We start from the raw sequence: 13486 nt of genomic DNA, 5'->3' as shown, positions 1-13486 counted from the left end.
GCGCAGCCGGGAAGCGGTCGCCCCGACTCCATGAGCGGGTCCCACCCGCTCAGTGATCAGGCGTCCACGATCTCCACCCGAATCGGGTCGCCGTGCCGGACCGTGGCCAGGACGTGAGGGTCGCCGTCGACGCGGCCGAGGACATTGCACGGGCTCGCCAGACGGCATTCGTCGCCCTGGGAGATGGGCGTGGGCCCGTAGGGGAGTGCCACGGCGTCGCCGTCGCTCCAGAAGGCCACCGTGCCGGGCTCGACGACCTGGCGGGCGTCCGTTTCACGTGAAACAGAGATGCCTGTGTCGAAGTAGACCTCCTCGCCCCAGGTGTGCGCGGTGGAGGCGAGCGGCAGTGCCTTGGTGAGGGCCTGCGTCGTCGGAGTGTCGTCGAGGGTCGCGGTCAGGTGCCCCGAGGGCCAGGAGATCCGGATCCGTATCGGCTGCGTCTGCATGCCGTCAATTCAACAATATGTTGAAGTTGCCGCCAAGGGGTTGACGTGGAGTAGGGGGACCCCCCTTCGGGTGTCGGTCATCTGTGCGGCATAATGGCTTGTGAATGTGAACGCGTTCACAAGCTCGTCCCGATTGCCTTGGATGTGTAGGGCGAAAGGGGCAAACTGCCGCAGTGTCCACGGCGATGTAAGGAGAGACGACGTGGAATTGGCTTTGGCGCCGGAAACCTTGGCGCGATGGCAGTTCGGCATCACCACCGTCTACCACTTCCTGTTCGTTCCCCTGACGATCTCGCTCGCCGCGCTCACGGCCGGCCTGCAGACCGCCTGGGTGCGCACCGAGAAGGAGAAGTACCTCAGGGCGACCAAGTTCTGGGGCAAGCTCTTCCTGATCAACATCGCCATGGGTGTCGTCACCGGCATCGTGCAGGAGTTCCAGTTCGGCATGAACTGGTCCGACTACTCGCGCTTCGTGGGTGACGTCTTCGGCGCACCGCTCGCCTTCGAGGCCCTGATCGCCTTCTTCTTCGAGTCCACCTTCATCGGGCTGTGGATCTTCGGCTGGGACAAGCTGCCGAAGCGGATCCACCTGGCCTGCATCTGGTTGGTCTCGATCGGCACGCTGCTGTCGGCGTACTTCATCCTCGCGGCGAACTCGTGGATGCAGCACCCGGTCGGCTACCGGATCAACGAGGAGAAGGGCCGGGCCGAGCTCACCGACTTCTGGGTGGTGCTGACCCAGAACACCACGCTCAACCAGGTCTTCCACAGCTTCTCGGCCGCCTTCCTGACGGGTGGCGCCTTCATGGTGGGTATCGCCGCCTTCCATCTGCTGCGCAAGAAGCACATCCCGGTGATGCGGACGTCGCTCCGGCTCGGTCTGGTCACCGTGGCGGTCGGCGGCCTGCTCACGGCGGTCAGCGGAGACACCCTGGGCAAGGTCATGTACGAGCAGCAGCCGATGAAGATGGCCGCTGCCGAGGCGCTGTGGGACGGCGAGGAGCCCGCACCCTTCTCGGTGTTCGCCTACGGGGACGTCGACAAGGGCCACAACAAGGTGGCACTGGAGATACCCGGTCTGCTCTCCTTCCTGGCCCACAGCGACTTCGAGTCGTACGTCCCCGGGATCAACGACACCAACAAGGCCCTTCAGGAGAAGTACGGCCCCGGTGACTACAAGCCCATCGTCCCCGTCGCCTACTGGGGCTTCCGCTGGATGATCGGCTTCGGTATGGCGTCGTTCTCCATCGGCCTGCTGGGGCTGTGGCTCACACGCAAGAGGTTCCTGCTCCCGGCCGCGTCGCGGACCGGGGAGGACGAGGTGCCCCATCTGGTGCTGCTGAGGAAGCCGCTGCGGCCGCGACTCACCCGCCTGTACTGGCTGGTCGCGGTCTGGACGATGGCCTTCCCGCTGATAGCCAACGCCTGGGGCTGGATCTTCACCGAGATGGGCCGCCAGCCGTGGGTCGTCTACGGCCTGTTCCAGACCCGCGACGCGGTCTCCCCCGGCGTCTCCCAGGGCGAGGTCCTCACCTCGATGATCGTCTTCACGACGCTCTACGCCGTCCTCGCCGTCATCGAGGTCAAGCTGCTCGTGAAGTACGTCAAGGCCGGCCCGCCCCAGCTCACCGAGGCCGACCTGAATCCGCCCACGAAGATCGGCGGCGACTCCCGTGACGCCGACAAGCCGATGGCCTTCTCCTACTAGGCCGAGGGAGCTGCACAGTCATGGAACTGCACGACGTCTGGTTCGTCCTGATCGCCGTCCTGTGGACCGGCTACTTCTTCCTGGAGGGCTTCGACTTCGGGGTCGGCGTCCTCACCAGGCTGCTGGCCCGCAACCGGCCCGAGAAGCGTGTGCTGATCAACACGATCGGCCCGGTGTGGGACGGCAACGAGGTGTGGCTGCTGTCGGCCGGCGGGGCCACGTTCGCCGCCTTCCCCGAGTGGTACGCGACGCTCTTCTCGGGCTTCTACCTGCCGCTGCTGCTCATCCTGGTCTGCCTGATCATCCGTGGCGTCGCCTTCGAGTACCGGGCCAAGCGGCCCGAGGAGAACTGGCAGCGCAACTGGGAGCACGCGATCTTCTGGTGCTCGCTGATCCCCGCGTTCCTGTGGGGTGTGGCCTTCGGCAACATCGTCGGGGGCGTGAAGATCGACCAGGACTTCGAGTACGTCGGCGGCCTCGGCGACCTGTTCAATCCCTTCGCGTTGCTCGGCGGTCTGGTGACGCTGACGCTGTTCACCTTCCACGGGGCGGTGTTCACGGCCCTGAAGACGGTCGGTGACATCCGCGAACGGGCCCGCAGGCTGGCCGCCCGAGTCGGTCTGGTGGCCGCCGCGCTGGCGCTGGTCTTCCTGCTCTGGACGCAGGTCGAGAGCGGCAACGGCAAGAGCCTGGTCGCCCTGGTGGTGGCGGTGGCCGCGCTCGTCGTCGCCCTGGTGGCCAACCAGGCCGGGCGTGAGGGATGGTCGTTCGCTCTGTCCGGCGTCACCATCGTCGCCGCCGTCGCGATGCTCTTCCTGTCGCTGTTCCCGAACGTCATGCCGTCCTCGCTCAACGAGGACTGGAGCCTGACGGTCACCAACGCCTCGTCGAGCCCGTACACCCTGAAGATCATGACCTGGTGCGCCGGGATCGCCACACCGGTCGTCCTGCTCTACCAGTCGTGGACCTACTGGGTGTTCCGCAAGCGGATCGGCACGCAGCACATCGCCGAGCCCGCACACTGAGTCCGGCTGGGGTGTGTTTCACGTGAAACACACCCCATGGGCCTGAAGGGCATGTTTCACGTGAAACCCATCGATCCACGTCTCCTGCGCTACGCCCGCGCCACCCGGCTCTTCCTCGTGGCGGTCGTCGTTCTGGGCGCCGTCGGCGCCGGGCTTGTCATCGCTCAGGCCATGCTCATCGCCGAGACGGTCGTCGGCGCCTTCCAGCACGGGATGTCCGTCGCCGAGCTGCGCACCCCCCTGGTGCTGTTGGTGGCCGTCTCCGGTGGCCGCGCGCTGACCTCCTGGCTCACCGAGCTCGCCGCGCACCGGGCCGGCGCGGCGGTGAAGTCGGAACTGCGGGGCCGGCTGCTGGAGCGGTCCGCACAGCTGGGTCCCGGTTGGCTGAGCGGGCAGCGGACCGGATCGTTGGTCGCCCTGGCCACGCGCGGCATCGACGCTCTCGACGACTACTTCTCGCGCTATCTGCCGCAGCTGGGACTCGCGGTGGTGGTGCCGGTGGCCGTGCTGGCGCGGATCGTCACCGAGGACTGGGTCTCCGCCGCCATCATCGTCGCCACTCTTCCCCTGATCCCGGTCTTCATGGTGCTGATCGGCTGGGCCACCCAGTCCCGGATGGACCGTCAGTGGCGACTGCTCTCCCGGCTGTCCGGGCACTTCCTGGACGTCGTCGCGGGACTGCCGACCCTCAAGGTGTTCGGCCGGTCCAAGGCGCAGGCCGAGTCGATCAAGCGGATCACCGGTGAGTACCGGCAGGCCACGATGCGGACGCTGCGCATCGCGTTCCTGTCGTCGTTCGCGCTGGAACTCCTCGCCACGATCTCGGTGGCGCTGGTCGCCGTGACGATCGGCATGCGGCTCGTGCACGGTGAGATGGACCTCTACATCGGTCTGGTCATCCTGATCCTCGCGCCGGAGGCGTATCTGCCGCTGCGGCAGGTGGGCGCGCAGTACCACGCGGCGGCCGAGGGGCTTGCCGCGGCCGAGGAGATCTTCGCCGTCCTGGAGACACCGGCGCCGGCGTCGGGAACGCGGACCCCGTCGGAGGGTGCGCTGTCCTTCGAGGCCGTCACCGTCCGGTATCCGGGGCGGACCACGGACGCCGTCGCGCAGGTGACGTTCGATGTCGCGCCCCGGGAGACGGTCGCGCTCGTCGGGCCCAGCGGTGGCGGCAAGTCGACGCTGGTGAACGCGCTGCTGGGGTTCGTGCGTCCGGCCGAGGGCCGGGTGCGGATCGGGGGAGTGGATCTCGCCGAGATCGACCTGGAGCAGTGGCGGTCGCGGATCGCCTGGGTGCCGCAGCGGCCGCACCTCTTCGCCGGGACGATCACCGAGAACGTCCGGCTGGCCCGTCCCGACGCGGACGAGGCGGCCGTGCGCCGGGCGCTGCGGGACGCGGGGGCGCTCGCGTTCGTGGAGGCGCTCCCGCAGGGCACCGACACCGTGCTCGGCGAGGACGGGGCGGGCCTGTCCGCCGGACAGCGGCAGCGGCTCGCCCTCGCCCGGGCATTCCTCGCGGACCGGCCCGTCCTGCTGCTCGACGAGCCGACGGCGGCCCTGGACGGGGAGACCGAGGCCGACGTCGTGGAGGCGGTCGGGCGCCTGGCGGCCGGGCGGACCGTACTGCTGGTCGTGCACCGGCCTGCGCTGCTGCGCCTGGCGGACCGGGTGGTACGGCTGGACGTGACGGAGCGGACGACGCGGCTCGGCGGGGCGGAGCGGGCGACGCCGGTCGACGCGGCCGTCTCCCCCACCGACCTGGCCGTCGGCCGCACGCCGGAGACCACGCGGCCCGCCCCGACCGAACCGGGCCCGGAAAACCTGCGGAAGACACCAGTGGACGGTCCCGCGACGGGCCGCGGCGGTGGCGCCCTTGCCCGGGTCCGTGCCATGTCCGGTGCGCGGCGCGGCCGGATCGGCCTGGCCCTGCTGCTCGCGAGCCTCGCCCTGGGCAGTGCCGTAGGGCTCATGGCCACCTCGGGGTGGCTCATCTCCCGGGCCTCGCAACAACCGCCCGTGCTCTATCTGATGGTGGCCGTGACCGCCACCCGCGCCTTCGGTATCGGGCGGGCCGTCTTCCGGTACGCCGAGCGGCTCGTGTCGCACGACGCGGTGCTGCGCATGCTGGCCGACACCCGGGTGGCCGTCTACCGCCGACTGGAGCGGCTGGCGCCCGCGGGCCTGCGCCGGACCCGCCGAGGCGACCTGCTCTCCAGGCTCGTCGCGGATGTGGACGCGCTGCAGGACTACTGGCTCAGGTGGCTGCTGCCCGCCGGTGCCGCGGTCGTCGTCTCCACGGCGGCCGCCGGCTTCACCGGCTGGCTGCTGCCCGAGGCCGGGGTGGTGCTCGCCGTCGGACTGCTCGCGGCCGGCGCCGGTGTCCCGCTGGTGACCGCCGCCGTGGCGCGGCGCGCGGAACGCAGGCTGGCCCCCGCCCGGGGGGTGCTGGCCACGCGCGTGGCCGACCTGCTCACCGGCACCGCCGAACTGAGCGTCGCCGGTGCCCTGCCGGCTCGTACCGCCGAGACCCGGCAGGCCGACACCGTTCTCACCCGGATCGCCTCGCGGGCAGCCACCGCCACCGCGATCGGTGACGGACTCACCGCGCTGATCTCCGGTCTGACCGTCACGGCCGCCGTCCTCCTGGGAGCGCAGGCGGTGGCCGACGGCCGGCTGAACGGCGTGGCCATGGCGGCCGTCGTGCTCACCCCGCTGGCCGCCTTCGAAGCCGTGCTCGGGATGCCGCTCGCGGCGCAGTTCCGGCAGCGGGTGCGCAAGAGCGCCGAGCGGGTCCACGAGGTGCTCGACGCCCCCGAGCCCGTCCGTGAGCCGCAGCGTCCGCGGCAGGCGCCCGCGTCGCCGTTCCCGGTCGCCGTCACAGGTCTGACCGCCCGGCACGCCGGTCAGGACCGGGACGCGCTCGCCGGGCTCGACCTGACGCTCGACAAGGGGCGCCGCGTCGCCGTGGTCGGGGCCTCCGGGTCCGGCAAGACCACGCTCGCGCAGGTGCTGCTGCGCTTCCTGGACGCGGACGCCGGCTCCTACACGCTGGGGGGCGTGGACGCGTACGCCCTGGCCGGTGACGACGTCCGGCGGCTGATCGGGCTGTGTGCGCAGGACGCGCACCTCTTCGACACCTCGGTGCGCGAGAACCTGCTGCTCGCCCGTCGGGACGCGACCGAGGACGAGCTGCGCGACGCGCTTCGGCGGGCGCGGCTGCTCGACTGGGCGCAGAGCCTGCCCGACGGCCTCGACACGCTCGTCGGCGAGCACGGGGCACGGCTGTCCGGCGGCCAGCGGCAGCGACTGGCGCTGGCCCGCGCACTGCTCGCCGACTTCCCCGTCCTCGTCCTCGACGAGCCCGCCGAGCACCTCGACCTGCCGACGGCCGACGCGCTCACCGCGGATCTGCTGGCCGCAACCGAGGGGCGTACGACCCTGCTCATCACCCATCGGCTGGCCGGGCTGGAGGCCGTGGACGAGGTGGTCGTGCTCGACGAGGGGCGTGTGGTGCAGCGCGGCCCGTACACGGAGCTGACCGGGGTGGCGGGGCCGTTGCGTGCCATGGCCGAGCGGGAGGCGGAGGCGGACCTGCTGGTGGGGGTGGCGTAGCCGACGCGGATGCCGCGTGCCCGTGTCCGGGACGGTCCCTCACCAGGTGTTCAGGGCATATGGGGATCAATAGGATCGAGGTATGGCCGCTGAGTCGTCTGATTCGTCCGAGCGGGTCCAGCGGTTGCTGGAGGCGATGCGGTCCGTCGGAAGCGGGCTGGAGCTGCACTCGACGCTGGACCGGATCTGCGAGACCGCCGTGTCGCTCGTCGGCGCGCGATACGCGGCGATCGGGGTGATCGCCGAGGACGGAAGAGGCCTCGCCGACTTCGTCTTCCACGGGGTGGACGCGGCGACCGCCCGGCGGATCGGGCGGCTGCCCGACGGGCATCGGGGCCTGCTCGGGGCGCTCATCAGGGACCCGGAGCCGGTCCGGCTGGCGAATCTCACCGAGGACCCGCGCTCCTGCGGCTTCCCGGCCCACCATCCGCCGATGCGCGGCTTCCTCGGCGTTCCCCTCCGCGTCCGGGGCGAGACCTTCGGCAACCTGTACCTGGCCGAGAAGCGCGGCGACGAGCCGTTCAGCGACTACGACCTGGGCATCGTGCAGGTGCTGGCCACCGAGGCGGGCATCGCGATCGGCAACGCCCGCCTGTACGAGGCCGCGCGGCTGGGCGAGCGCTGGATCGACGGGTCGGTCGCCGTCACCACCGCCCTGCTCTCCGGCGGGGACACGGACGACGCGCTCCAGGTCGTGGCGGAACAGGCCCGCCGCCTGTCCGGTTCGGCGGCCGGACTGGTGCTGTTGCCGACCGAGGAGGGCGGTCTGGAGATCGCCGCCGTCGCCTCGGACCGGCCGACGAAGGCTCTGGGCGCCGTCCTTCCGGCGGACAGCCCCTTCGCCGGGGAACTCCTCGCCGGACAGGCCGTGTTCCTGGCCGACGGTGCCGGTGACAGCCGCCTGGTCGCCGTGCTCGCGCGGGAGTTCGGGCCGACGATGATGCTGCCCCTGCGCAGCGACGGCAGCGTTCTCGGCGCACTCGTCATGTCACGGGCCCGCGGGGAGCGGGCGTTCACCGAGACCGAGCGCACGCTCGCCGTCCAGTTCGCCGCGCAGGCCGCGCTCGCCCTGACGATGGCGGAGGCGCAGCGCGACCGGGAGCGGCTCGCGGTGTACGAGGACCGCGACCGTATCGCCGGCGATCTGCACGACCTCGTCGTGCGACGGCTGTTCGCCACGGCGACGCTGCTGGAGAGCGCGCAGGGCGGGTCCGTCGTGCCCGAGGTCCGTGACGGGGTCGGCAGTGCCGTCGGCGAACTCGACGTCACCATCCAGGAGATCCGCAGCAGCGTCTTCGCCCTTCGGCAGGACCCCGCCGAGGCCCCGTCCGGGCTGCGGACGCGCGTGCTGCGCGAGATCGACGCGGCGGCCGTGCCCCTCGGCTTCCGGCCCTCGCACCGCTTCGTGGGCCCGCTCGACACCGCCGTGTCCGCCGCGACCGGGGAGAACCTCGTCGCGGCCCTGCGCGAGGCCCTCTCCAACGTCCTCCGGCACGCCGACGCCTCCCGGGTCGATGTCGTCGTCGACGCGAACGCTAGCCTTCCGGACGGCCGTCGGGGTGTCCGTCTGACCGTCGCGGACGACGGCGTCGGCATTCCCGAGGGCGGCCGGCGCAGCGGCCTGAGGAACCTCGAACGCCGTGCGGAGTCGCTGGGCGGCGGCAGTTGGTACGGGCCGGGCAACGGCGAAGGCGGTGGCGGTACGACGGTGGTGTGGCAGACGCCCTTGTGACCGAGGGGAATGGCGGCGGTGCCCTTCGCCGCGCACCGGCCGACGTGTCGTCAGGCCGGCGCGTGAAGACGCCTGTTCGGCCGTACGGCTGCTCCGAACGGGCCGCGTCGGTCCCCCATGCGTACGACTCCGACAGGGCTTCGGGCGGCCGAGCGGGCCAGGATCGCTGGCATGCGCTCCTCCCGCCGCCCTCGCTGGCTCCTCCCGGCGCTGCTGTGCGCGCTCGCCGTGCTCCTCGCCCGGCCCACCGACACGCCTGGGGGGTTCCCGGCCCGGGGTGGTGCCGATCCCGGGGTCAGTGGCGAGGTGGCGCGGCTGTACGAGGACGCGGCGGCGGCGACCCGGCAGTACGAGGAGGGGCGGCGCGTGGCCAAGGCCCAGCGCAGACGCGCGGGTGAGCTGGAGGGACTCCTCGACCGTGAACGGCGGCAGCTCGCCGTCCTGCACGAGGACCTGGGGCGGCTCGCGCGTGCCCAGTACCGCAGTGGCGGGGACGTCCCGCTCAGCGCGCGGGCGCTTCTGGGGGACGATCCCGAGGCGCTGGTGCGCGGTCAGCAAGCGGGCAGACAGGCGAACACCGCGCTGGAGAAGGCGATCAGCAAGAGCCGTGGGGCGGAGGCCCGGCTGGCGGCGGACGAGGCCAGGGCCGCGGCGGAGTGGAAGGCGCTGGAGCGGCGGAACGCCGAGCTGGTGGAGCTGAAGAGCGGCATCGAGCGCAAGCTGGAGGAAGCCCGCCGGCGGTTGCAGGCGCAGGCCGACACGTCGACCGCCTCGGGCAGCTGCCGCCGCGCGGTCCGGCTCGACCAGCCGGACCGTTCCTTCACCCGGGCGTGGGTGGCGCCCGTGGAGAAGTACTGGCTGTCCGCGCGGTTCGGCAGCGGCGGGGCGCGGTGGGCGAACAGGCACACCGGGCAGGACTTCGCGGTGCCGATCGGCACCCCGGTGCGGTCGGTGGGCGGCGGACGGGTCGTCGAGGTGTCCTGCGGCGGCGCGTTCGGCATCCAGATCGTGCTCGCGCACCCCGGCGGCTACTACACGCAGTACGCCCATCTCGCGGCGGTCGCCGTCGACCGGGGCGACACCGTGGTGCCGGGGCAGTGGATCGGCCAGTCCGGCACGACGGGCAATTCCACCGGGCCCCACCTGCACTTCGAGGTACGCGTCACCCCGGAGCTGGGGTCGGGCGTGGACCCGGTGCCGTGGCTCGCGGCACGAGGGGTCCACCTCTGACGACGCGGACGATGGGACCCGTGATCTGACCTGTGATCAGACGCGTGAGCAGCGCCTGTGATCGGACCCGTGATGAGAGCCTGTGATCAGACTCGCTCCGCCAGCATCCGCTCGATCACGACCGCCACCCCGTCGTCGTTGTTGGCGACCGTCCGCCCCGAGGCCGCGGCGACGACGTCCGGGTGGGCGTTGCCCATGGCGTACGACTGGCCTGCCCAGGTGAGCATCTCGACGTCGTTGGGCATGTCGCCGAAGGCTACGACCTCTTCGTGGGAGATGCCGCGCTCGGCGCAGCACAGGGCGAGTGTGCTGGCCTTGGAGACGCCGGGGCCGCTGATCTCCAGCAGGGCGCTGGGGCTGGACCGGGTGACGTTGGCGCGCTCACCGATGGCGAGACGGGCCAGGGTGAGGAAGGCGTCCGGATCGATCGTGGGGTGAAAGGCGAGGATCTTCAGCACGGGCTCGCCCGCTCCGGGCGCGTCCGGCGCCAGTAGCCGCTCGGCCGGCGCGAGCGTGTCGGGGATCTCCATGTGCAGCTTGGGATAGTCCGGCTCCTGGTAGAAGCCGTAGGTCTGCTCGACCGCGTACACCGTGCCGGGCGCCGCGTCGCGCAGAAGCCGTACGGCGTCCAGCGCGTTCTCCCGCGCCAGCTCCCGCACCTTGACGAAGCGGTGGGTGCCCGGGCCGCCGTGCAGGTCGACCACGGCGGCGCCGTTGCCGCAGATCGCGAGGCCGTGACCGTGGACGTGGTCACTGACGACGTCCATCCAGCGGGCCGGGCGGCCGGTGACGAAGAAGACCTCGATGCCCGCCTCCTCGGCCGCCGCGAGGGCGGCGACGGTGCGCGGGGACACCGACTTGTCGTCCCGCAGCAGTGTGCCGTCGAGGTCGGTGGCGATCAGCCGGGGCGGAACCGCGGCTGCCGGGGTCTTCGGCTGTCGAGTCGCTGAGGTCACCCGGCCATTCTCGCGCACCCGCCTGCACGGGTGTGCGGGAGCCCGCGCAGGTGAGTGAATACCGCCCTCACCTGCGCCGTTGTCCCGAGATGGCCCTGCCTCACGAGAAGTCGTCGGCTCAGCCCAGCTGAGCCGGGGCATCCCTGGCGGACCTCAGCCCAACTGCGCCGGCGCCTCCATCGCGATCTGTTCGAAGACCTTCTCGTCCGCGGCGAAGTCCGAGTCCGGGATGGGCCAGTGGATCACGATGTCGGTGAAGCCCAGTTCCTGGTGGCGCCCCGCGAAGTCCACGAACGCGTCGAGGGAGCCCAGCGGCCGGTTGCGGTCGGGGGTGAAACCGGTGAGGAGGACCTTGTCCATGCCGGAGCTGTCGCGTCCGATCTCGGCGCAGGCGTCGGCGAGCTTCTCGGTCTGCCGGTGCAGGGCCTGGACCGACTGCTCGGGTGTGCCGTTCTCGTAGAGCTTCGGGTCGCCGGTGGTCACCCACGCCTGCCCGTGGCGCGCGGCCAGTCGCAGACCGCGCGGGCCGGTCGCGGCCACCGCGAACGGCAGCCGGGGGCGCTGCACACAGCCGGGGATGTTGCGTGCCTCGTGCGCCGCGTAGTGGTCGCCCCGGTAGGACACCGAGTCCTCGGTGAGGAGCCGGTCCAGCAGCGGGAGGAACTCGCCGAACCGGTCGGCACGCTCCTTGGGGGTCCAGGCTTCCTGTCCGAGCGCCGTGGCGTCGAAGCCGGTGCCACCCGCTCCTATGCCGAGGGTGACCCGGCCGCCGGAGATGTCGTCGAGAGAGATCAGTTCCTTCGCGAGGGTCACGGGGTGCCGGAAGTTGGGCGAGGTGACCAGGGTGCCCAGTCGCAGGCGGTCGGTGACGGCGGCGGCCGCGGTCAGCGTCGGCAGGGCACCGAACCACGGGCCGTCCCGGAAGCTGCGCCAGGACAGGTGGTCGTAGGTGTAGGCGGTGTGGAAGCCGAGCTGCTCAGCGCGCTGCCAGGTCGCTCGGCCGCCCTCGTGCCACCGGCGGTAGGGAAGGATCACAGTGCTCAGACGCAGACTCATGGATCCGAGCGTAAGCGGCCTGCCCCGTTTCACGTGAAACTGTCACCGTACGTCGCGGCTCGGCCACGAGGCCGGGGTGAGCCGGGCGGAGCGCGGCCCGGCAGGGGGGTCAGTGCCGCTCGGGAAAGCGCAGGTACTGCGGTGGCACGCCCTGGGTGAGCCAGACGCCGTTGGCGCTGACGTGGAACACATGGCCGTCGTCGTGCATCGTGCCCGCGTCCACCGCCAGCACCACGGGACGGCCACGGCGGGCGCCGACGCGGGTCGCGGTCTCGCGGTCCGCGGAGAGGTGCACGTCGTGGCGGTTCATGGGCCGGAGCCCTTCGGCGCGGATCGCGTCCAGGCTGGCGGCCACGGTGCCGTGGTACAGGTACGCGGGCGGGGTCGCCGGGGGCAGTCCGAGGTCGACCTGCACGCTGTGTCCCTGGCTGGCACGGATCCGCGTGCCCTCGACGGCGAAGCGCTTCTTGTCGTTGGCCGCGACCACATGGTCCAGCTCTTCCCGGGTGAACCGGAAGCCGTGCGCGGTCGCCGCCGCGATCAGCGTCTCGATCTCGATCCAGCCGCCCTCGTCCAGCGTGAGCCCGATCCGCTCGGGTTGGTGGCGAAGGTGCTTCGCGAGGTACTTCGACACCTTCACGGTGCGTCTTTCGTCCATCCCACCAGCGTGCCGGGCGAGAGCTGGATCACGCACTTGATTTTGCTCCACAGGTTTGATCCACAACCAACTGTAGTTATCCACAGGCTAGTTGGCGAAGCTGTGGACAAGTGCCGCACCACCCTAGGGGCTTTGGTCAACATTTTTACCTTTCATACCATTTGAGGCCAGCCGATCCAAGGCGCGCGCCCGGATCTCCCGTTCGGCGGCCAGAGCGACGAACGTACCGGCCTGCTCCACGCCAACCAGCGCCTCCACGGCCCGCATCGTCCGCGCCGGTATCCGCACCAGCCGCGTCTCGTCCTCGCTCTCCTCACCGGTGTCCCCACCGAGGTGCCGGAGCAGATGCCGGGACGACAACGCCCGCATGGCGCGGGCCAGTTCCGCGTCGAGCGTGTGCCGGGCCAGGGGGCGCAGCCGTCGTACGAGAGAGGCCGCCTCCGCGGCGTCCGCGTCCGAAGGAGGGTGTGCTCCGTCGAGGTAGCGGGCGAAGACGTGCTCGGTCGTGAACTCCAGGAAGCGGGAGGCGATGTGCTCCACCTGCGCCCTCAACTCCCGCAGATGATCCGCGATCGCCGACAGCGGTACCCCCGCCGCGTGCAACTCCACAGCCACAGAGAGTTCTTGAGGGCTCGGGACGACGAAGACGTCCGCGTCCCCCGGCACCGGCTCCAGCACGCCGAGCTCGACGGCCCGCGCGATCGCCGCGTCGTCGGAGGTGCCGCCGAAGCGGTCCGCGAGCTCATCGCGGGTGATCCGGGCGGGCTCCTCGTCGGTCCACGGGCCGTCCACCTCGGCCACGAGTCCGAGGACCCCGCCGAGGCCGCGGCCGGTGTCGTGGGCCTCCAGGAGTTCCTTGATCGAGGCCAGGGTGTAGCCCCGGTCGAGGAGGTCGGCGATCTGGCGGAGGCGATGGACGTGCGTGTCCGTGTAGGCGTTGGCACGGCCACGGCGCTCCGGGCGGGGGAGGACGCCACGGTCCTGGTAGGCGCGGATGGTGCGGACCGTGGTGCCGGTGAGGTGGGCGAGGTCCTCGATGCGGTACGTCGGCCCGCTCACGCGC

General features: G+C 71.3%; 10 protein-coding genes. 5 read left to right on the top strand and 5 right to left on the bottom strand.

Features of this window, described 5'->3' with window-relative positions; genetic code table 11:
- Positions 1 to 56: 56 nt before the first annotated feature.
- Positions 57 to 446 carry a cyclophilin-like fold protein gene (locus tag ACIP2X_RS20460; RefSeq protein ID WP_401674918.1) on the bottom strand — a complete coding sequence of 130 codons (390 nt, stop codon included), beginning with the start codon at positions 444 to 446 and terminating at the stop codon, positions 57 to 59.
- A 202-nt stretch (positions 447 to 648) separates the two neighbouring features.
- Here ACIP2X_RS20460 and ACIP2X_RS20455 point away from each other — a divergent pair, with 202 nt between their 5' ends.
- The 5 genes from ACIP2X_RS20455 (at position 649) to ACIP2X_RS20435 (ending at position 9753) form a co-directional block, all read left to right on the top strand.
- A complete protein-coding gene (locus tag ACIP2X_RS20455) occupies positions 649 to 2154 on the top strand; it encodes a cytochrome ubiquinol oxidase subunit I (RefSeq protein ID WP_401674915.1) in 1506 nt (501 codons plus the stop codon).
- A 20-nt stretch (positions 2155 to 2174) separates the two neighbouring features.
- The gene (gene cydB, locus ACIP2X_RS20450) at positions 2175 to 3179 is read left to right on the top strand and encodes a cytochrome d ubiquinol oxidase subunit II (protein ID WP_401674913.1); all 1005 of its coding nucleotides are present in this window, start codon (positions 2175 to 2177) and stop codon (positions 3177 to 3179) included.
- Between the two features lie 51 nt (positions 3180 to 3230).
- Positions 3231 to 6791, top strand: coding sequence for a thiol reductant ABC exporter subunit CydD (cydD, locus tag ACIP2X_RS20445; protein ID WP_401674911.1), 3561 nt, complete (start codon positions 3231 to 3233; stop codon positions 6789 to 6791).
- 82 nt (positions 6792 to 6873) lie between these two features.
- Positions 6874 to 8523, top strand: coding sequence for a GAF domain-containing sensor histidine kinase (locus tag ACIP2X_RS20440; protein ID WP_401674908.1), 1650 nt, complete (start codon positions 6874 to 6876; stop codon positions 8521 to 8523).
- A gap of 171 nt (positions 8524 to 8694) precedes the next feature.
- Positions 8695 to 9753, top strand: a complete 1059-nt coding sequence (locus ACIP2X_RS20435) for a peptidoglycan DD-metalloendopeptidase family protein (RefSeq protein WP_401674906.1) — start codon at positions 8695 to 8697, stop codon at positions 9751 to 9753.
- Between the two features lie 86 nt (positions 9754 to 9839).
- Here ACIP2X_RS20435 and ACIP2X_RS20430 read toward each other — a convergent pair whose 3' ends face one another.
- The 4 genes from ACIP2X_RS20430 to ACIP2X_RS20415 all read right to left on the bottom strand — a co-directional run bounded on the left by ACIP2X_RS20430 (position 9840) and on the right by ACIP2X_RS20415 (position 13482).
- The gene (locus ACIP2X_RS20430) at positions 9840 to 10709 is read right to left on the bottom strand and encodes an HAD hydrolase family protein (protein ID WP_401674903.1); all 870 of its coding nucleotides are present in this window, start codon (positions 10707 to 10709) and stop codon (positions 9840 to 9842) included.
- A 153-nt stretch (positions 10710 to 10862) separates the two neighbouring features.
- Positions 10863 to 11765: an LLM class flavin-dependent oxidoreductase gene (locus ACIP2X_RS20425; RefSeq protein ID WP_401674901.1), complete on the bottom strand. Its 903-nt coding sequence runs from the start codon at positions 11763 to 11765 to the stop codon at positions 10863 to 10865.
- 109 nt (positions 11766 to 11874) lie between these two features.
- A complete protein-coding gene (locus ACIP2X_RS20420) occupies positions 11875 to 12423 on the bottom strand; it encodes an RNA 2'-phosphotransferase (protein WP_401674899.1) in 549 nt (182 codons plus the stop codon).
- A gap of 123 nt (positions 12424 to 12546) precedes the next feature.
- Complete coding sequence (locus tag ACIP2X_RS20415; protein WP_401674896.1) at positions 12547 to 13482, bottom strand: MerR family transcriptional regulator; 936 nt, start codon at positions 13480 to 13482, stop codon at positions 12547 to 12549.
- Positions 13483 to 13486 lie beyond the last annotated feature (4 nt).

Origin of the sequence: Streptomyces sp. NPDC089424 (assembly GCF_044749345.1) — a bacterium.
Taxonomy (GTDB): Bacteria; Actinomycetota; Actinomycetes; order Streptomycetales; family Streptomycetaceae; genus Streptomyces.
This window is presented reverse-complemented; position numbering and strand designations above follow the sequence as displayed.